Annotated in this window: 15 protein-coding genes and 2 pseudogenes; 4 read left to right on the top strand and 13 right to left on the bottom strand. The window is 67.9% G+C overall.

Going from position 1 to position 18,454, the window contains the following annotated elements; translation table 11 throughout:
• Nucleotides 1-8 precede the first annotated feature (8 nt).
• The 4 genes from AC07NN_RS22005 to mipZ all read right to left on the bottom strand — a co-directional run bounded on the left by AC07NN_RS22005 (nt 9) and on the right by mipZ (nt 2,750).
• The gene (locus tag AC07NN_RS22005; RefSeq protein WP_494645794.1) at nt 9-1,301 is read right to left on the bottom strand and encodes an aminotransferase-like domain-containing protein; all 1,293 of its coding nucleotides are present in this window, start codon (nt 1,299-1,301) and stop codon (nt 9-11) included.
• 33 nt (nt 1,302-1,334) lie between these two features.
• The gene (locus AC07NN_RS22000; protein ID WP_024265769.1) at nt 1,335-1,394 is read right to left on the bottom strand and encodes a hypothetical protein; all 60 of its coding nucleotides are present in this window, start codon (nt 1,392-1,394) and stop codon (nt 1,335-1,337) included.
• A 14-nt stretch (nt 1,395-1,408) separates the two neighbouring features.
• Entirely contained in the window at nt 1,409-1,843 is a 435-nt protein-coding gene (locus AC07NN_RS21995) for a J domain-containing protein (RefSeq protein WP_494645792.1), read from the bottom strand.
• A 70-nt stretch (nt 1,844-1,913) separates the two neighbouring features.
• Nucleotides 1,914-2,750 carry a division plane-positioning ATPase MipZ gene (gene mipZ / locus AC07NN_RS21990; protein WP_494645790.1) on the bottom strand — a complete coding sequence of 279 codons (837 nt, stop codon included), beginning with the start codon at nt 2,748-2,750 and terminating at the stop codon, nt 1,914-1,916.
• A 211-nt stretch (nt 2,751-2,961) separates the two neighbouring features.
• Here mipZ and panC point away from each other — a divergent pair, with 211 nt between their 5' ends.
• Nucleotides 2,962-3,819: a pantoate--beta-alanine ligase gene (gene panC, locus AC07NN_RS21985; protein ID WP_494645788.1), complete on the top strand. Its 858-nt coding sequence runs from the start codon at nt 2,962-2,964 to the stop codon at nt 3,817-3,819.
• A gap of 172 nt (nt 3,820-3,991) precedes the next feature.
• Here panC and AC07NN_RS21980 read toward each other — a convergent pair whose 3' ends face one another.
• Entirely contained in the window at nt 3,992-4,393 is a 402-nt protein-coding gene (locus tag AC07NN_RS21980; protein ID WP_494645786.1) for a DUF1489 family protein, read from the bottom strand.
• Nucleotides 4,394-4,589: 196 nt separating this feature from the next.
• On the bottom strand, nt 4,590-5,738 hold the full coding sequence (locus tag AC07NN_RS21975; RefSeq protein WP_494645784.1) for an acyltransferase family protein: 1,149 nt from the start codon (nt 5,736-5,738) through the stop codon (nt 4,590-4,592).
• Nucleotides 5,739-6,524: 786 nt separating this feature from the next.
• On the opposite strand from AC07NN_RS21975, the pseudogene AC07NN_RS21970 reads away from it, so the two are divergent.
• Nucleotides 6,525-6,789, top strand: a pseudogene (locus AC07NN_RS21970) (hypothetical protein).
• Between the two features lie 168 nt (nt 6,790-6,957).
• On the opposite strand, the gene AC07NN_RS21965 reads toward AC07NN_RS21970, so the two are convergent.
• From AC07NN_RS21965 to AC07NN_RS21950, 4 genes are read right to left on the bottom strand one after another with little or no spacing between them, the layout of a single operon-like run.
• The gene (locus AC07NN_RS21965; protein ID WP_494645782.1) at nt 6,958-8,925 is read right to left on the bottom strand and encodes an acetyl/propionyl/methylcrotonyl-CoA carboxylase subunit alpha; all 1,968 of its coding nucleotides are present in this window, start codon (nt 8,923-8,925) and stop codon (nt 6,958-6,960) included.
• Between the two features lie 7 nt (nt 8,926-8,932).
• Entirely contained in the window at nt 8,933-10,246 is a 1,314-nt protein-coding gene (locus tag AC07NN_RS21960) for a DUF3667 domain-containing protein (protein WP_494645780.1), read from the bottom strand.
• A 30-nt stretch (nt 10,247-10,276) separates the two neighbouring features.
• Nucleotides 10,277-11,116, bottom strand: coding sequence for an enoyl-CoA hydratase-related protein (locus AC07NN_RS21955; protein WP_494645778.1), 840 nt, complete (start codon nt 11,114-11,116; stop codon nt 10,277-10,279).
• Between the two features lie 29 nt (nt 11,117-11,145).
• The gene (locus tag AC07NN_RS21950; protein ID WP_494645776.1) at nt 11,146-12,738 is read right to left on the bottom strand and encodes a carboxyl transferase domain-containing protein; all 1,593 of its coding nucleotides are present in this window, start codon (nt 12,736-12,738) and stop codon (nt 11,146-11,148) included.
• Nucleotides 12,739-12,907: 169 nt separating this feature from the next.
• Here AC07NN_RS21950 and AC07NN_RS21945 point away from each other — a divergent pair, with 169 nt between their 5' ends.
• A complete protein-coding gene (locus tag AC07NN_RS21945; RefSeq protein WP_494645774.1) occupies nt 12,908-14,683 on the top strand; it encodes a patatin-like phospholipase family protein in 1,776 nt (591 codons plus the stop codon).
• Here the strand turns inward: AC07NN_RS21945 and AC07NN_RS21940 are convergent.
• Entirely contained in the window at nt 14,661-15,434 is a 774-nt protein-coding gene (locus AC07NN_RS21940; protein WP_494645772.1) for a methyltransferase domain-containing protein, read from the bottom strand. The genes AC07NN_RS21945 and AC07NN_RS21940 overlap by 23 nt on opposite strands.
• Nucleotides 15,435-15,590: 156 nt before the next feature.
• Here AC07NN_RS21940 and AC07NN_RS21935 point away from each other — a divergent pair.
• A pseudogene (locus tag AC07NN_RS21935) lies at nt 15,591-15,676 on the top strand (hypothetical protein).
• A 214-nt stretch (nt 15,677-15,890) separates the two neighbouring features.
• Here AC07NN_RS21935 and AC07NN_RS21930 read toward each other — a convergent pair.
• Together AC07NN_RS21930 and spmX are read right to left on the bottom strand one after the other, a co-directional pair.
• Nucleotides 15,891-17,042, bottom strand: a complete 1,152-nt coding sequence (locus AC07NN_RS21930) for an isovaleryl-CoA dehydrogenase (protein WP_494645770.1) — start codon at nt 17,040-17,042, stop codon at nt 15,891-15,893.
• An 87-nt stretch (nt 17,043-17,129) separates the two neighbouring features.
• Nucleotides 17,130-18,437: a lysozyme-family localization factor SpmX gene (spmX, locus tag AC07NN_RS21925; protein WP_494645768.1), complete on the bottom strand. Its 1,308-nt coding sequence runs from the start codon at nt 18,435-18,437 to the stop codon at nt 17,130-17,132.
• Nucleotides 18,438-18,454: the final 17 nt, after the last annotated feature.

Below are 18,454 nucleotides of genomic sequence, written 5' to 3'. Positions count from 1 at the left end.
CAGTTGGATTAGGCTTCGGCCATCACCTTCGTGATCAGCCGGGCGATCCGCCCAACGCCCTCCTCGATCTGCTCATCGGTCGGCAGCGAGTAGCTCAGCCGGATCGCATTCGCCCTCGGAACCTCGGCGAAGAACGGCGCGCCGGGCACAAAGGCCACGCGCTCCTCCTCGATGGCCCGCGCCAGCAGCGCCGCGCCGTCGACACCTTCCGGCAGGTCGATCCAGACGAACATGCCGCCCTGCGGAACGTGCCACGTCACGCCCTTCGGCATGGTCCGCTCCAGCGCCGCCAGCATCACCCGCCCCTTGCCGCCATAGGCGCCGCGCAGGCGGTGCAGGTGCTGGTCGTAGCCTTCCGAGACGGCGCGGTGGGCGACCATCTGGTTGATCGTCGAGACGTGCAGGTCGGCGCCCTGCTTGAGCAGGACGAGCTTCTCGATCACCGGCTTGGGCCCGCAGACCCAGCCGATGCGCAGGGCCGGCGACAGGGTCTTGGACAGCGTGCCCAGGAACATGGTCCGGGCGTTGTCGATGCCGCCCGAGCGGGCGATGTCCAGGCCCAGCAAAGTCGGCGTCGACTCGCCGTCGAAGCGCAGCTCGCGATAGGCCGCATCCTCGACCAGGGTCATGTCCAGGCGATCGGCCAGGCCCAGCAGCGCCTCGCGCTCGGCCAGGGTCAGGCTGACGCCGGTCGGGTTGGCGAAGTCGGGCACGAAATAGCCCAGCGGACGCGGCGCGCGGCCGGACATCAGGGCCTCCTCGTCGACGCCCTGGCTCAGCGCCGTCTCCGGCAGGTCGAGATAGGCCGGCTCGTAGCCGTTGAAGGCCTGCAGCGCGCCCAGATAGGTCGGGCGGGCCACCATCACCGTGTCGCCCTTGGTCAGGAACAGCTTGCCGATCAGGTCCAGCGCCTGCTGCGAGCCGGCGGTCAGCATGATGTTGCTGGGCTCGCACGGCATGCCGTCGCGGGTCATGCGCTCGGCGATCCACTGGCGCAGCGGCAGATAGCCCTCGCTGACCGAATACTGCAGCGCCTGACGCGACAGCACCGGGTCGGCCAGGATGGCGTCGTAGCCGGCCTGGATATTCTCGGCTGGGAACAGGCCCGGGTCGGGAATGCCGCCGGCGAACGACAGGATGTCGGGCTGGTCCAGCAGCTTGAGGAGCTCGCGGATCTCGCTGGCGCGGACGCGGCTCATACGGTCGCTGTAACGCGCGGCCCAGTCTTGGGCGCCGTTCGAGGTCTGGGTCGTCATGGGGTGATCAAAGTCCGAAACTTGAAGAATGACATCTGGAGCCATGAGCCATGGCTCGTCTGAACAGGGTTCAGAGCGTCATACCGAGCAGGTTTGGCCCGACGAGCGGCGGCGCCAGAAGCGTTCGCGATTGATCATGTCCCTGTCCTAACTCAGCTGCGCCGCTTGATCAAACGGTCTCGGGCGGCGTTGAGCTGGGCCGCCAGCCCCTCGGTGCCGCCCTTATCCGGGTGGGCCATCTGGATCAGGCGGGTATAGGCCGCCTTGACCTCGGCCAGGGTCGCTTCGGAGCTCACGCCCAGGATCGAGCGGGCCTCGGACAGGCTCAGTTCCGGCTTCGGCGGATGGACCATCTCGCGGCGGATGACAGGCCTGCGGCGAGCCTCCGTGACGCTCCACAGGCCGATGACGCCCAGGACGATCCCCGTGCCCCAGGAGCCTCGGATCGTGGCGTAGGCGGCCGCCGCGAAGGCGGCGATCGAGGCCGCCCCCGCCCCGACCCGCCAGCCATCGCCGTTCAGGAACCTCCGCCCCTTCGGCCAGAGCAGAAACACCAGGATGGCCGCGCCGAGCAGCAGGTAGAGCATCAGGACTCCGGATACGAAAACGGGCGGCAGGGTCGCCCCAGCCGCCCGCTCCTTGAACTTAGTCGAGCGTCTATTGCGCCGCCAGCAGGGTCTCGCCCGAATAGGCGGCCAGGCCCAGGCTGTGCATCAGAGCCCGCAGTTCCTGGCGCGCGGCCAGGTGCTGCAGCGACACCGGCACCGGACGCACCTGCGGCGACAGGTCGGCGATGGTCAGGCCGAACGGGAACAGCTCGCGATAGATGACGCGGTCGCGCAGGCCGGGGCCGATGCGGAAGCCGACCCGCTTGGCCAGGGCCGTCAGGCGGTCCTCCAGACGCTTGCGGTTACGAGCCTCGGTGGTGGCCAGGCGGTTGCGCAGCACCACCCAGTCCATGGCCTGGCGCTGGCCCGACAGGGCGCGCTGCTTGCGGCCTTCCCAGACGGTCAGCGAATAGAGGCTCGGCTTGGTCAGCTCCATGGTCACCGGATCGACGGTGCCCAGCATGTCGAAGTCGACGAAGCTATCGTTCATCGGCGTGACCACGAGGTCCGCGCGGCCGTGGGCCATGCGGGTGATGGCGCTGTCGCCGCCGGGGGTGTCGATCAGCACGAAGTCGCATTCGGCCAAGGCGCGCGCGAACGCCGCCTCGAAGCCCGCGACCTGCTCTTCTTCCGACTTCTCGGCCAGGGCGATGTCGTTGTCGCTGAGGGTCAGGGACAGCGGCATGGGCAGGTCCAGCTTCTTGCTGGCCGTCCAGGCCGTGCGATTCTCGAAGAACCGGCCCGAGGTGCGCTGGCGCAGGTCAAGGTCCAGCACCGCCACCTTGGCGCCGCCGTACAGCAGCGCGGTCGCCAGGTGCACGGCGATTGTGGACTTGCCCGCTCCACCCTTTTCGTTGCCGACGACGATGACGCGCGTTTCGGCCATGGATCTCGATCCTCGATGCGTCGCGACTCGCGCGACCTTGGACTGAAGGTTAACACGATGTTACCGACACCCCAGCGGGTCAACCGGCTCAATCCACAGGCTTAATTGTCGCACCCGGAAGTTGCCCGTCCGGCAGGCTTCCCGTGCGTCGCGGTGGACCTTCCCTATCTAGGAGGTCATAAGCGCGGCCTGTCCGCTTAGAGGCCCTCATATGACCAGCCCGACCATCGTCCGCACCGTCGCCGAGATGCGCGAGCACGTGCGCGCCTGGAAGGCCGCCGGCCAGCGCGTGGCCCTGGTCCCGACCATGGGGGCCCTGCACGAGGGCCACCTGTCCTTGATCAAGATCGCGCAAGCGCACGCCGACCGCGTGATCGCCACCGTCTTCGTCAATCCCAAGCAGTTCGCCCCGCACGAGGACTTCGACGCCTATCCGCGCGGCGAGGCGATCGACGCCGAGAAACTGGCCTCGGTCGGCTGCGACCTGATGTTCGCGCCCAACGCGGCCGAGATGTACGCGCCGGGCTTCTCGACCACGGTGTCGGTGTCGGGCGTCTCCGAACCGCTGGAAGGCGCGGCCCGGCCGCAGTTCTTCGCCGGCGTCGCCACGGTGGTCTCCAAGCTCTTTATCCAGAGCCAGGCCGACGTCGCCGTGTTCGGCGAGAAGGACTACCAGCAGCTGCAGGTCATCAAGCGCATGGCCCGCGACCTGGATATCCCGATCAAGATCATCGGCGCCCCGACCGCCCGCGCCGAGGACGGCCTGGCCCTCTCCTCGCGCAATGCCTACCTGTCGGCGGAAGAGCGCGCGGCCGCCGTCGCCCTGCCCACGGCCATGAAGGCCGCCGCCACGGCCGTGGCGGCCGGCGGGCGTATCGACGAGGCCGAGCAAGCCGCGACGGCCGCCCTGAAGGCGGCCGGCTTCGGTCAGGTGGACTATGTGGAGGTGCGCGAGGCCAGCGATCTCTCGCGCCTGGGTCCCGGCTCTATCGGCGACGCGCAAGGTCGCATCCTGGTCGCCGCCTGGCTGGGCAAGACGCGCCTGATCGACAACATGGCGGTAGGCTGAGCCTAGCCGATGGGCTTGAGGGCGAAGAACAGCCCCACGATCAGGCCCACGAACAGCACCCCGACCCCAATCGCGGCATAGGCGGCCCTCATCGTCGTCGCTCCCTCGCTATCCCTGCGACGAAGTGACACCCGCCTCGGTTGCTATTTGCCTAACAGGTCGCGGAAAAGGATCACCAAGCGCCCAGTTCGCGCAACTGCCGAGCGAGATCGGCCGGCATGTCGGCGGCTTCGGCCTCGGTCAGGTCCGGCGGCGCATCCTCGGGCTTGAGATAGCGCCAGCCCTGGAACGCCCGGCGCGGCTGGGGCGCGACGCGGATGATCGGCGGATCGACCGTGACCTCGCAGCGCGAGGCCGCCCCCTCCCCCACCGTGTCGATGGCCAGGATCTTCTGGCGACACAGGATCTGGCCCTTGAACACCCGGTACAGCGAGCCGCCGTCCAGCACCTCGTCGATCCGCTTGGGCGTCATGCGGGTGTGCATGACCCACGGCTGGGACTTGTCCTGATGCCAGGCCAGGAGATCGTCGATGGTCTCGCAACCGACGACCAGCTTGATGATGTGCAACGCCATGAGCGCTAGATAGCGCCACTTCGGAGCAAGGCAACATTTCCGCTCGCCCTGCGGGAGAAAGCCGTCGACGTCCGCATGACAACGTTATCGAGTGGCCCCATCGCGCTCTCGGGCTCGATCCGGGCCCGAGAGGCCCCACACCGCCGTTCCGGACGCCTTGTGGGGGGCCGTCCGCAGCGGCGGTTTTCGTTTGCGGCTAGGCCTTCCGGACCAGCAGCTTCCCCGCCAGCCAGCGCCGGACCGGCAGGTCGTAGAGCTTGAGGCAGGCATAGGCGATCGCAAGCGCCGTCACGAGCACTCCCGCCCCGACCAGCGCGCCCTGCGCCACCGAGGGTTTCTTGTCGATGACCCAGGCCGTGTAGGCGTAGATCAGCGGATAGTGGGTGATGTACAGCGGGTACGACAGGTCGCCGAAGAAGCGGGCTACCCGCACGGACGGTCCGTCGACGTCCTTCTCGCCCGCGCCAATGGCCACGATCAGCGGGAACAGCAGGATCACGCAGGCCGCCTCATAGAGGCCGTTGATCCAGCGCTGCTCGCCGACGCCGAAGCGCGGCAGGGACATGGCCACGACCAGCAGCAGGCTGCACACCATGAAGCCGTTGCGAACCTTGATCCGCTTGCCCAGCCGCATCAGCAGCACGCCGGCGAAGAACGGGAACATCACCCGGGTCAGGCCGATCTGCACGCCATTGGCGTCCAGCGCCCAGCCGCCGATGACGTCGCCGCGCGGCCCCAGGACCAGCAGCCCGACCAGCGCCAGGGCCGCCACGCCGACCAGCACGCCCAGCCAGCGGTTCGACAGCTTCCGCAGGCCGACGGCGTAGAGGATGTTGGCGATGTACTCGTAGAACAACGACCACTGCGGACCGTTCAACGGATAGATCTCGCCCCAGCCCCGGATCTCGGCCGACGGCCGCAGCGGGATCATCACGAAGCTCATCAGCAGCACGCCCGCGACCTGCAGGGCCGTGACGCTCTCCAGCTTGGGAAACAGCGAGGAGTGCTGCAGGCCCAGCAGGGCCGCGCCGATCAGGCCGCCGACGATGATCATCGGCTGCAGGCGCACCAGGCGACGCTTGTAGAAGTCCCACTGGCTCATGCCGCCCCAGCGGTCGTCATAGGCGTAGGCGACCACGAAACCCGACAGCAGGAAGAAGAAATCCACCGCCAGATAGCCGTGATTGACGATCTGCTTCTGCGGATCGCCGCCAGCCCAGGCCTCGAACAGGTGGAACAGCACCACCATCAGGGCGGCGACGCCCCGCAGCCCGTCGAGGACAACGTAATGGCTCTTCGCCGGCGCGGTGGCGTCGGTCGCGGTGGCGGCTGCTGGCGTCGTCATCTTCCCCCCATGGCGCCGATTCCGGGCGCGCCGCAGGGTTGTGGGGTTTGGGGCCGGATCGCAAGCGGGTTTGTCTGCCAAGGCGGGAACGAGTGATGGGCAGACATCTCCTCCCCCGCTGGGGGAGGAGGCCCGGAGGGCCGGAGGGGGCAACTCGGCCTCGATCCAGCTAGCCCCCTCAGTCGCTCCGCGACAGCTCCCCCAGCGGGGGAGCAGAACGGCCTAGCATCTCCTCCGGGTGGTTAGCAGACTTTGGTAAACGATGCCCCCTTGCTAACGTACCGTCATGCGCATCATTGCCACGCTGATCTGTGTAACCGCCTGGGGGCTAATCGCCGGAGTGGCGTGGGCATGCTCCTGTCCAACTTGGAGAAGTGCCTCGGACCAACTCGGCTTTGCAGATGTCGCGTTCGTTGGACGCGCGGTATCGACCGTGCCTGACTCGGCAAAGGGGCGCGAAGGATACGTGGTAACTGAGTTCATTGTCTCCCGCACACTGAAGGGGGGGCACGGCGCTGTTCGGCGGATCGCGCACGCGCCCGGTGCTTGGTGGGCGACCTGCGGTATAGACTTCGTTCAATCACGCGACATTCTCGTACTTGCCCGCACGCAGGGCAGCGAGCTGTCCACAAGCTCCTGCGCCAGACCTCAGTTCGCGCTGCGCGACTTCGAACGAGCCGCTGCGCGCTGAGAGCTACTGAGAGGCCGGAGTCCGCCATGGGTCGAAAGCCGACCCCGCTCGCCAGCGTGACGCTACGGGGATTGGATGAGCGTTCGCGCCAACTTATCCCCGGCTCCAAAACTTCCCGTACAGTTCTCCCACCTCGTCGCGAGGAAAGGGCGCATGGCCAGCGACCGTTGCGGCGGCGGGGGGTGATCGAGCGGGACTGGGTCCGAGGGGGATACTCGGACGGTCCGGGGACCTGGTTGCTGGCCAGGCCCGCCCGCCGTCGGCGTGGTTGAAGGCAAAAGGGTATGTCCTGGCCTGGAGTGGCCCGCCCTCTTCGACCGCTGGGAACTTCCGGAAACGGAAGGGCCCGGGTCCCGGTAAGGCCTTAACAGGGCCACCCGACGGGACGCTGGCGGATAACGGTCGCGCGGAGCATCTGGCTTCGTCGAAACGGTATTTCTCTAACAACCTCCGGACGTCGTCCGGCGCTCCGCGACCCTTTCCACGACTTCAGCGGCTGGCCGCGTGAAGCCGAGACCGCGTGTCCGCCTAGGCGGCAGCCTTGGCTTCCAGCTTCGCCAGAACCACGCCTTCACTGACCTGACCGCCGGCGACGGCCGAGAGCTCGGCCACCACGCCGTCGAACGGCGCGGCCAGGGCGTGTTCCATCTTCATGGCTTCCAGGGTCAGCAGGGTCTGGCCCTTGGTGACGGTCTGGCCGGCGGCCACGGCGACGGAGACGATCTTGCCCGGCATCGGCGACAGGATCGCGCCGTCGGAAGCCGCGCCCTCGCCCGCTCCGCCGACCTTGGCGGCGAAGTCGAATTCCACGACGTCGCCGCCCTCGAACACCTGGATCGGACCCTTGCCATGGGTGGTCGGCAGGCGGGTGACCTCGTCGAAGGTTTCGCCGCTCTCGTGGCGGATATCCCAGGACCAGTCCTCGGAACCGCCGCCGATCAGGGCGACACGCAGCGGCATGGCCTTGCCGTCGGCCGACATCGGCAGGCGCATCGGGGCGCGGGCGGCGTTCATGCGGAAGCCCAGCAGCTTGGACGGCGCACTCTCCCACGGATCGCGGAGGGCCTCGGCTTCCAGGAAGCTGTCGAGCCGCCAGCCGATCGCGGCCATGGCCGGCTCGTCGCTGAAGCTGCGCTCGACCAGCTCGTCCAGCCGCGCCTCGATGAAGCCGGTGTCGACGGCGCCGTCGACGAAGTCCGGATGGCTGGCGCACTTGGCCAGGAAGGCGGCGTTGGTCTTGACCGGCCAGACCTCGACCAGGGCGCAGGCCTCGGCCAAGCGGGCGGCGGCGTCCTCGCGGTCGGCGCCGTGGGCGATCAGCTTGGCGATCATCGGGTCGTAGAAGGGCGTGACCTCGCCGCCCTCCTCCACCGCGCTGTCGACACGGACGTCGCCTTCCGGCAGGCGGAAATGCTTCAGCTTGCCGGTCGAGGGCAGGAAGCCGGTCGCCGGGTTCTCGGCATAGAGGCGCGCCTCCATGGCCCAGCCGTCCAGGGTGATCTCGTCCTGCTCCAGCGGCAGCGGTTCGCCCGAGGCGACCAGCAGTTGCCACTCGACCAGGTCCTGGCCGGTGACCATCTCGGTGACCGGGTGCTCGACCTGGAGACGGGTGTTCATCTCCATGAACCAGATGCGGTCGGCGCGCAGGCCTTCCGAAGCGTCGGCGATGAACTCGACCGTGCCGGCCCCGACATAGCCCACCGCCTGGGCGGCCTTGACCGCGGCGGCGCAGACCGCCTCACGGGTGGCCTCGTCCATGCCGGGGGCCGGAGCCTCCTCGATGACCTTCTGGTGGCGGCGTTGCAGAGAGCAGTCGCGCTCGAACAGGTGGACGACATTGCCGTGGCTGTCGCCGAACACCTGCACTTCGATGTGGCGCGGACGGGTGACGTACTTTTCCAGCAGCACCCGGTCGTCGCCGAAGCTGGCGGCGGCCTCGCGACGGCACGAGCCCAGGGCGGCCTCGAAGTCCTCCGCGCGGTCGACCTTGCGCATGCCCTTGCCGCCGCCGCCGGCCACGGCCTTGATCAGCACCGGGAAGCCGATCTTGCCGGCTTCCGTCGTCAGGCGCTCGACCGACTGGTCCTCGCCCAGATAGCCCGGCGTGGTCGGCACGCCGGCGTCGATCATCACCTTTTTCGCCGCGTCCTTCAGGCCCATCGCCCGGATCGCCGAGGGCGGCGGACCGATCCAGACCAGGCCTGCGTCGGTCACCGATTGGGCGAAGTCGGCGTTCTCCGAGAGAAAGCCGTAGCCGGGGTGGATGGCCTCGGCCCCCATCTGCTTGGCCGCCGCCAGGATCTTGCGCGGATCCAGATAGCTCTCCTTGGCCGGCGCCGGGCCGATCAGGATCGCGGCGTCGGCCTCCATCACGAAGGGCGCGTTGGCGTCCGCTTCGGAATAGACGGCGATCGTCCGCACGCCCAGCTCACGGGCGGTGCGGATGATGCGACGGGCGATCTCGCCTCGGTTGGCGATCAGGACGGAGGAGATCAAGGGCGGCCTACATCTGGGCTAGGGTGAAGAGCATGAGCCCGGAGAGCAGCAGGGCGAAGGAGATCACGCTGCTGAACCAGACGATGGTCGTTTTGAAGAGCGCGCCGATGATGGTCGAACCGTAGCCGCCGCGCAGGGTCTGGAAGAGGTTGATCGGCGTCCAGATCGACAGGATCGCAAACCACGGCCCGATCAGCGGCGCGGGCAGCACCATGCCCAGCGCGTTGGTCAGGAACGAGAACGACAGCAGGTTCGTGGCCACCAGCAGGTGGTCGTAGATGAAGTACTGGCGACGGTTCACATAGACCACCGCCAGGCTAAGGCCGATAATCGGCAGCAGCAGCACCGCCAGGCGGTGCGCCCAGCCGAACATCACCAGCAGATAGTAGTCCGGGTTGGCGACGGCCTTGGCCAGGCCTTCCTTAAACCAGTTCTTGACCCCGTCCTTGGCCGTCGTCCCGTTCCTGTCGGCCTTGGCCTTCGCCTCGGCCTGAGCTTTCGCGTCCGGCACGACGACGTTGTAGTGCTGGCCGCCGACCTGGGCCTCGGCGATCTTGTTGGCGCCGGCTTCGAGCTTGGTCGGGTCCTGGAAGTCCAGGCCACGGATCTGTTCGGCCGCCTGCATGCCCTTGTTCTTGATCTTGGCCAGGGCCTCGGCGCCAGCGTTGGGATTGTCCTGCAGCGCCTGGGCCTGGGCCATCTTGCGGGCGTAGCGGTCCTCGGCCTTCTTGACGTCGTCGGCATACTCCGCCGCGATCGCGGCCTTGTCGGGATTCTCGCCCTTCAGGTCCCCGTCGCGCTCGGCGATGGCGCCGTCCAGCCGTTCCTTGCGATCCGCGGTTGCGTCCTTGCGGATCTCGTCGGCCTTGGCCTTGCGGCCCTCGGGCGTCATCAGCGCGTGCGCTTCCGCCTCGTCCTTGAGCTCCTGCTTGTGGCGGATGCCGTGGATGGCGTGTTCGGCCGCGAAGATGAACAGCAGCAGCGCGACCAGGAAGGTGCGGAAGGGCGGCACGTGCCGCACGATCCGGCCTTCCATGTAGTCCTTGGCCAGCTTGCCCGGCCGGAAGAACAGCAGCGGCAGGGTGTTGGCCAGGCGACCATCGAGGTGGAACATCCCCTCGATGGCTTCCCAGATCAGGTGCAGGATCGAGCGGTGATGCGTGTCGGCGCTCTGGCCGCACGTATGGCAGAACCAGCCCTCCAGCGGCGTGCCGCAGTTCTTGCAGGGTTCGCCCTTGTGGTTGAACGGCTTTTTCTTGGGCCGCGCGTAGCTCGATGCCGAGTCCGCCGCCGCCGCTTCCAGTTCCGCGCCCGTGATCACGCCCTACGCCCCATATTCCTGAAGTTGAGTCTATTCAGCCCAGGACGGTTTACGACGGGCGAGGAAGGCGCGCACCCCTTCTTGGCCCTCTTCGGAGACACGACGACGCGCAATGCGCTTGGCGCTCTCTTCGATCAGGCCCTTGTCGATTTTCTGGCCAGCAAAGTCGTTGACCAGGGCCTTGGCGTCGCCGATCGCGCCGGGGGCGCAGGGGGCCATCTCCTCGATCATGGCGTCGCGAGCGACTTCCAGGCTGGCGACGTCCTCGAACACCTCGTCGACCAGGCCAAAGCCCCAGGCGTCATCCGCGTCGAAGACCCGGCCAGTCGCGAACAGCAGCTTGGCGGTGCGCGGCCCCAGGGCCTGGATCACGTAGGGGCTGATGGTCGCCGGGGTCAGGCCCAGCTTCACTTCGGAGAAGGCGAACTTGGCGTCGACCAGGGCTAGGGCATGGTCGCAGGCGGCCACCAGGCCGGCGCCGCCGCCGAAGGCCGGGCCTTCGACCAGCGCCACCGTCAGGGCCGGGATGTCATGCAGGGCCTTGAGCATGTGCGCCAGCTCGAGAGCGTCCTTGCGATTGTCGTCCTCGTCCCAGTCGACGGCCGCGCCCATCCAGGTCAGGTCGGCGCCGGCGCTGAACGCCCCGCCCACCCCGCGCAGGAACACGATCCGTACGCCCTCGGCCCCGTGCAGGGTCTCGAAGGTCTGGCGCAGGGCTGCGATGGTTTCGGCGTCGAAGGCGTTTTTCTTGTCCGGGCGGTTGATCCACACGGTGACCGCGCCCTCGGGCGTCGAATCCATGTGAACGAGCGGGCTCATCGCGTCGGTGTCGGGGACTTCGACGATGGGGTCGGCGATCGGATTGGTCATGGCGAGCTCGTTCCCTTTTTCTTGGAGCGCTACATTCGGAAAACGCCGAAGGTGGTCTCCGGGATCGGCGCATTCAGCGACGCCGAGATTGCAAGGCCCAGCACGTCGCGAGTTTGAGCCGGATCAATGATCCCGTCGTCCCAGAGCCGCGCCGTCGCGTGGTACGGATTGCCCTCGTCCTCGTAGCGCTGGCGGATCGGCGCCTTGAAGGCCTCGGCCTCCTCGGGCGACCATTTGGCGGCGTCGCGGTGGACGGTGGCCAGCACGCTGGCGGCCTGCTCGCCGCCCATCACCGAAATCCGCGAATTGGGCCAGGTGAAGAGGAAGCGCGGGGAATAGGCGCGGCCGCACATGCCGTAGTTGCCGGCCCCGAAGCTGCCGCCGATCAGGACGGTGAACTTGGGCACCTCGGCCGAGGCGACCGCCGTGACCAGCTTGGCGCCGTCCTTGGCGATGCCGCCGGCCTCGTACTTGCCGCCGACCATGAAGCCCGAGATGTTCTGCAGGAAAATCAGCGGAATCTTGCGCTTGCAGGCCAGCTCGATGAAGTGCGCGCCCTTCAGGGCGCTCTCGCTGAACAGTACACCGTTATTGGCCAGGATCGCCACCGGCTGCCCCCAGATGCGGGCGAAGCCGCAGACCAGGGTCGTGCCGTACAGCGCCTTGAACTCGTCGAATTGGCTGCCGTCGACGATGCGGGCGATGACCTCGCGGACATCGTAGGGGGCACGGACGTCGGTCGGGACGATGCCGTAGATCTCTTCCGGATCGTACAGTGGCGGCTCGGGATCGGTGAGGACCAGCTGGTCGGGCTTGGTGGTGTTCAGGTTGGCGACGATCGAGCGCACGATCTCCAGCGCGTGCTCGTCGTTCTCGGCCACGTGGTCGACGACGCCGGAGCGGCGGCCGTGGGTCTCGGCCCCGCCCAGTTCCTCGGCCGAGATGACCTCGCCCGTGGCGGCCTTCACCAGCGGCGGGCCGGCCAGGAAGATGGTGCCCTGGTTGCGGACGATGACCGTCTCGTCGCTCATCGCCGGGACATAGGCGCCGCCGGCGGTGCACGAGCCCATGACGCAGGCGATCTGCGGGATGCTCGCCGCGCTCATCCGCGCCTGGTTGAAGAAGATGCGGCCGAAGTGCTCGCGGTCGGGGAAGACCTCGGCCTGGTGCGGCAGGTTCGCGCCGCCGCTGTCGACCAGATAGACGCACGGCAGGCGGTTCTGCGCGGCGATCTCCTGGGCGCGCAGGTGCTTCTTCACCGTCATCGGGAAGTAGGCGCCGCCCTTCACCGTGGCGTCGTTGGCCACGATCATCACTTCGCGGCCCGACACCCGGCCAATGCCGCAGATCATGCCGGCGCCAGGGGCCTCGCCATCGTACAGGTCGCAGGCGGCCAGCTGGCCGATCTCCAGGAAGGGCGAGCCGGGATCCAGCAGGCGCTCGACGCGCTGGCGGGGCAAGAGCTTGCCGCGCGAAGCGTGGCGCTCGCGCGAGCTCTCCGGACCGCCCAGCGCCGCTTCCGCGACTCTTGCGCGCAGTTCGTCGGCCAGGGCGCGGTTATGGGCCGCGTTACGGGCGAAAGCGTCACCGGACGCGTCGATAACGGAGTTCAACTTCGGCATGACCGACGCTTAGCCTCTTCCACCCTATCCCGGAAGTCGTAGTTTTTTGGACCCCGAACAGAAAGATTCCGAGCCAAAACCGTTCTCGACCATTTTGCTTTCGCGATCAACAGTTGCGCCCGAAGGTGGCCTTGTGGTCAAGCCTGCCCGAAAGCGCTAGCGTTCGGGCGTGGAAACGCCCCTGCCCGATGACTCGGCCCTGGCCCGCCTGTTCGCCCGCGAGCGGCGATCCGGCGCGGCGGCGTGGTTTTCCCTCCCCGGCGGCGCGACCCTGTTCGAGCCCGGCGAGGAAGCCGACAACCTCTATTTCCTGAAGACCGGCCGCCTCGGCGCCTTCCGTCGGGAAGAGGGCCAGGAGCCGCAGTTCCTGGGCGTGATCCGCCCTGGCGAACCCGCCGGCGAGATGGCCCTGGTCGGCGGCACCGCCCACTCCGCCAACATGGTTGCGTTGCGCGACAGCGAGGTGCTGTCCCTGCCCCGCGAGGATTTCTTCGAGGCGGCCGAGGGCGATCCGACCGTGATGCTGGAGCTGTCGCGGCTGATGATCCGTCGCGCCCGCCAGGCCCAGACCCATGCGGCGATCGGCGACCCATCGGTGTTCGGCTTCATCGCCGTCGAGCCGGGCGCGGCGATCCGGCCGATCATCGAGCGGCTGGCCCGCTGCATCGAGAACCTCGGCTACTCGGTCACGGTCGAGGGCGGCGAGTCCCTGCTGGCCCCCACCGAGTGGTTCAGCAACGTCGAGCGCGAGCACGACTTCGTCCTCTATGTCGCCGAGGCCGACGAGACCGCCTGGAAGCACGTCGTCGGTCGCCAGGTGGACCGCCTGTTCCGCGTCGGACGCGGCGAACGGACGCCGCCGGCAAGCATTCCCAGCTACGCCTCGGGCCCGCTGCAGACCCAGCGCCTGGTCGACCTGATCCTGCTGCAATCGGCCAATCTGGACCGCCCGAGCGGCTCGGTCGCCTGGCTGGAGGCCACCCAGGCCGCGCGCCTGTTCCATCTGCGCGAGAACGGCCTGGCCGACATGCAGCGGCTGGCGCGGGTGCTGACCGGGCAGTCGGTGGGCCTGGTGCTCTCCGGCGGCGGGGCGCGGGCCTACGCCCATATCGGCGCGATCCAGGCCATGCGCGAACGCGGCATTCCCATCGACTTCGTCGGCGGCGCCTCGATGGGCGCGATCGTCGCGGCCGGCATCGCCATGGGCTGGGACGATGGCGAGTTGGAGGCCCGCATCAAGAAGGCCTTCGTCGACACCAGCCCGCTGGACGACATCGCCTTCCCCCTGATCGCCATGACCCGGGGCGAGAAGGTCAAGGCGCGGCTGGACGAGCACTTCGGCACGGTCGACATCGCCGACCTGTGGCTGCCATTCTTCTGCGTCTCGTCGAACCTGACCTCGGGCGCCTACCAGCTGCATCGCACCGGCGACCTGCAGAACGCCCTGCGGGCCTCGATCTCGCTGCCGGGCGTGCTGCCGCCCGCCACCGAGAACGGTGCGGTGCTGGTCGACGGGGCGGTGATGAAGAACTTCCCCGCCGATGTGATGCGGTCGTTCCAACTGGGCCCGATCGTCGGCGTCGACGTCACCCGCGGCCGCAGCATCACGGCAGACGATGTCGAGCGCCCGCCGTCGCTGTGGAGCTGGATCTTCTCGGGTGAGTGGCGCAAGGGTCCGCCCATCGTGGCCTTGCTGATGCGCGCCGCGACCGTGACGACGGGGCGCGACCTGGCCGCCGCCCGCGAGGCCACCGACGTCCTGATCACGCCGAAGCTGGAAGGCATCGACATCCGCGACTGGCGGGCCTTCGACCCGGCGGTGAAGGCCGGCTACTTGGCAGCGACCTTCGCCCTGGAGGGACTGCACCTTCCGGTCACCGAACTGAGGCGGCGCCCGAGCCTGGCGGAAAAGCGGGCCGGGCTCACGCCTTTCGGGCGACGATAAACAGCCGCTTGAACGGGAACAGCGTCACGCCGTCCTCGCGGCGCGGATAGTCCTGCGCCAGCCGGGCGCGCCAGGCGTCCAGGAACGGCTTTTTCTCGTCGTTCGGCAGGGCGTCGAGATAGGGCCGCAAGGTGGTTCCCATGGTCCAGTCGACGATCGGGTCCTGGCCGTGCAGGGCGTGCAGGTAGGTCGTGGTCCAGATGTCGATCTCGGGGCAGAACGGCGCCAGCCAGGCGTAGTAGTCGCTCGCGTCGTTGGCATGGCGCACGCCCTCGACGCCGCTGAAGCGCGACGCCCAGGGGCCGTCCGCGGCGATCGCCGCCAGTGTGGCGCGCCAGCCCAAGCCCTCGACCACCGGCATCTGCGCGGCCAGCACGCCGCCGGGCGCGAGGTTTTCGGCCAGACGCGGGATCAGGCTGGCGTGATCATCGACCCATTGCAGGGCGGCGTTGGTGAAGATCAGGTCCGCCGGGACGTCGGGTGTGAAGCTCCCCAGGTCGCCCAGCACCCACTCGACGCGGGTCGACAGGGCCTTGGCGCGCTCCAGCATTTCGGGACTGGAATCGAGGCCCCTCACCCGCGCCTGCGGATGTCGCATCGCCAGCAGCGCCGCCTGTTCGCCGAGGCCGCAGCCCAGGTCCCAGATCTCGCTCGGATCGAGGTCGCGGGGGATGGCCGTCAGCAGGTCGATGGCCGGTCGCTCGCGATAGCGGCGGTAGAGGGCGTAGACGTCCGGATCCCAGCTGGCCATGCGAATCCCTCGGAAAAGGCGCGGCGCGAATGGTGGCGCCGTTCAGTCTGTTTGGAAGGCTGTTTCGCTTTTTGAGGCCGCGACGTCGCGCCGCGCGCAATGACCCCTTCCCTACGACGAAAACGGGTCCATATTCGTCTTGTGTTGTTCAACCAACTGAAAGGAGGTGACCAGTGTCTCATTGTCTCCAACCGCGGTCGCAAGTCGTGACCTGGAGCCTTTTGAATGAGGTCTCCGCCTAAGGCGCGTTGAACGCCTGAGGTTTTAAGTCACGTGCTGCGCAAGCGGCTACGACGATGGAGGGCCGTCCCGAGCAATCGGGGCGGCCCTTTTCAATTGCATACTGAGGGGCCGAAACCCCGCCCTTCGACAGGCTCAGGGTGAGGTTTCTATTGCGGCCTCAGCATTGACCCTCATCCTGAGCTTGTCGAAGGGCGAGGATCACGCACCGAAAACCTACGCCCCGATCAGCTCGCGGCCGATCAGGAAGCGGCGGATCTCGTTAGTGCCGGCGCCGATGTCGTAGAGCTTGGCGTCGCGCAGCAGGCGCTCAGCTGGCCACTCCTTGGTGTAGCCCGCGCCGCCCAGGGCCTGGATAGCCTCAAGCGACACCTTCACCGCATTCTCGGACGCCATCAGGATCGCGCCGGCCGCGTCGAAGCGGGTGGTCTTGCCCGCATCGCAGGCCCGCGCCACAGCGTAGACGTAGGCCCGGGCCGAGTTCAGGGCCACGTACATGTCAGCGATCTTGCCCTGCATCAGCTGGAACGAGCCGATGGCCTGGCCGAACTGCTTGCGGTCGCGGACATAGGGCAGGACGATGTCCAGGCAGGCCTGCATGATGCCCAACGGACCAGCGCTCAGCACGGCGCGCTCATAGTCGAGGCCGCTCATCAGCACCCCGACGCCGCCGCCGACCGGGCCCATGACGTTCTCTTCCGGGATCTCGCAGTCCTCGAACACCAGCTCGGCGGTGTCCGATCCGCGCATGCCCATCTTGTCCAGCTTCTTGGAAACGCTGAAGCCCTTCATGCCCTTCTCGACGATGAAGGCGGTGATCCGACGTTCGTCGGTCTTGGCGTAGACGACGAGCGTGTCGGCGTGCGGGGCGTTGGTGATCCAGAACTTGGTGCCGTTCAGGACGTAGCGATCGCCGCGTTGCTCGGCGCGCAGCTTCATCGAGACGACGTCGGAACCCGAACCGGCCTCGCTCATGGCCAGCGAGCCGACGTGCTCGCCGCTGATCAGCTTGGGCAGGTAGCGCTGCTTCTGGTCGGGCGTGGCCCAGCGGCGGATCTGGTTGACGCAGAGGTTCGAGTGGGCGCCGTAGCTGAGGCCCACCGAGGCCGAGGCGCGGGAGATCTCCTCCATCGCGATGACGTGCTCAAGATAGCCCAGGCCCAGGCCGCCGAACTCTTCCTCGACGGTGATGCCGTGCAAGCCAAGGTCGCCCATCGGGACCCACAGGCCGCGCGGGAATTCGTTGGTCTCGTCGATGCTGGCGGCCAGCGGCGCGATCTTGTCGGCGGCGAAGCGGGCCGTGGTTTCACGGATCGCGTCGGCCGTCTCGCCCAGCGCGAAATCCATCGAGGGTGCGAAATTCGTCATGTTAGCTCCTCCCACAGCATAAACGCCCGCCGGCCAGTGAGGCCTGCGGGCGTTCTTGCTCAAGTTCCCCGAGGGAAGCAAAGAAAACTATTCTTCGTCGCTCGTGTCGGGGCCGGCAAGGCGGCGGAGCAGAAGATACGCCGAAACGACGAAGCAGATAGCGCCGACCATGCTGGCGCCATAGCCGAACAGCTTCACGCCGCTGTCCGAGGCCGAGCCGACGGTCAGGATCCACAGGACGCCGCCGCCGAACAGGGCCAGGCCCAGGATGCCCAGGCTGACCAGCAGGCTCATATTGCCGAAGCGCGGCTGCTCGGATTCGACCAGCGGGACGTCCATGGTGCCCAGCGAGACTTCGTCGCTGGTCGAGAAGCCATCCAGATTGAACACCGACGGACCACCGATCCGAGCGCCGAACAGGGTCGGCTCCGCCGGGTACGGGGTCGACGGCTCGAGGCGCTCGACCGGGGCCGGCTTTTCGACCTCTTCGACGGCCGGCTGCGGCGTCAGGCGGAACGGCGTGAACTCGACCGGAGCGGCCGGAGCCGGAGCGGGCTCGACCGGAGCCGGCGCGGGCGCGGGCTCTTCCTTGAACAGGGCAGGCTCGGGCTCGGCGACGGCGGCCACGGTCGGAGCCGGCGGCTCCGGCAGGCCCAGATCATCCTGGCGCGGCGCGGGCTTGGCCGGCGGCGCGGTCTCTTCGGCCAGGATGGCTTCGAGGCGCGCGCTGACGGCGGCGGCCGATTGTTCGGTGGCCGTCGGGCCGTCCTCTTCCGGGACGACGATGCTCAGCGGCAGACCGTCCTCGCGCTGGGCCATGACCCGGTCGCCCTCGGTGCGCGCGTTGACGGCGGCCGGGGTCTGTTTCGGGATGGCGCAGCTGGCGTCGTAGTCGACCTTGGGACGCAGCACGGGGCTGGGCGCGGGCACCCATTCGCCGTTGGCCGGGGTGAGGAACAGGTTCTTTTCGGCCGAGCGGCGGCGGACCAGGGCGTCGATGACGATCCGCTCGCCCTCAAAGTCGGCCTTGCGCCACATCTCCATGGCGCACGCGGCTTGCAGCAGCGAGCCTTCGTTGATCCGACGCAGCACGCCCGAGCGGAGGAAGTTGTCGAGACCGATATTGAAGGCGAAGCAGACCAGGGCGTCGAACTGGTTCTGGTTCAGCGGCGCATAGGTGTGCTCGTTGACCGCGTGGGATACCGAGATCAGGTCGTACAGCAGCAGGGCCTCGGCGTCCTTTTCGGAGACGGAGGCGCCTTCGCGGGCGGTCAAGGTATGGCCGTAGCCGACCGTCCAGCGCCTATCGGGGAGCTGGGCTGCCTTCTGACGGTAGCCTTCGAATCTCTTGATGAGATCGACGGCGGCGCGGGAGACCTGGTGACGCGGTTTCATCGCCTAGATTGACCCAG

The sequence above is a fragment of the Caulobacter sp. GW821-FHT09H08 genome (assembly GCF_059415885.1).
The sequence above is the reverse complement of the archived record's forward strand: the minus strand, read 5'-3'. Positions and strand labels throughout refer to the sequence as shown.

Excerpts from the sequence above, each read along its gene's own strand:
- AC07NN_RS22005 (WP_494645794.1), bottom strand. The coding sequence starts at position 1,301 with ATGGCTCCAGATGTCATTCTTCAAGTTTCGGACTTTGATCACCCCATG.
- AC07NN_RS21995 (WP_494645792.1), bottom strand. The coding sequence starts at position 1,843 with ATGCTCTACCTGCTGCTCGGCGCGGCCATCCTGGTGTTTCTGCTCTGG.
- mipZ (WP_494645790.1), bottom strand. The coding sequence starts at position 2,750 with ATGGCCGAAACGCGCGTCATCGTCGTCGGCAACGAAAAGGGTGGAGCG.
- panC (WP_494645788.1), top strand. The coding sequence starts at position 2,962 with ATGACCAGCCCGACCATCGTCCGCACCGTCGCCGAGATGCGCGAGCAC.
- AC07NN_RS21980 (WP_494645786.1), bottom strand. The coding sequence starts at position 4,393 with ATGGCGTTGCACATCATCAAGCTGGTCGTCGGTTGCGAGACCATCGAC.
- AC07NN_RS21975 (WP_494645784.1), bottom strand. The coding sequence starts at position 5,738 with ATGACGACGCCAGCAGCCGCCACCGCGACCGACGCCACCGCGCCGGCG.
- AC07NN_RS21955 (WP_494645778.1), bottom strand. The coding sequence starts at position 11,116 with ATGACCAATCCGATCGCCGACCCCATCGTCGAAGTCCCCGACACCGAC.
- AC07NN_RS21950 (WP_494645776.1), bottom strand. The coding sequence starts at position 12,738 with ATGCCGAAGTTGAACTCCGTTATCGACGCGTCCGGTGACGCTTTCGCC.
- AC07NN_RS21940 (WP_494645772.1), bottom strand. The coding sequence starts at position 15,434 with ATGGCCAGCTGGGATCCGGACGTCTACGCCCTCTACCGCCGCTATCGC.
- AC07NN_RS21930 (WP_494645770.1), bottom strand. The coding sequence starts at position 17,042 with ATGACGAATTTCGCACCCTCGATGGATTTCGCGCTGGGCGAGACGGCC.
- spmX (WP_494645768.1), bottom strand. The coding sequence starts at position 18,437 with ATGAAACCGCGTCACCAGGTCTCCCGCGCCGCCGTCGATCTCATCAAG.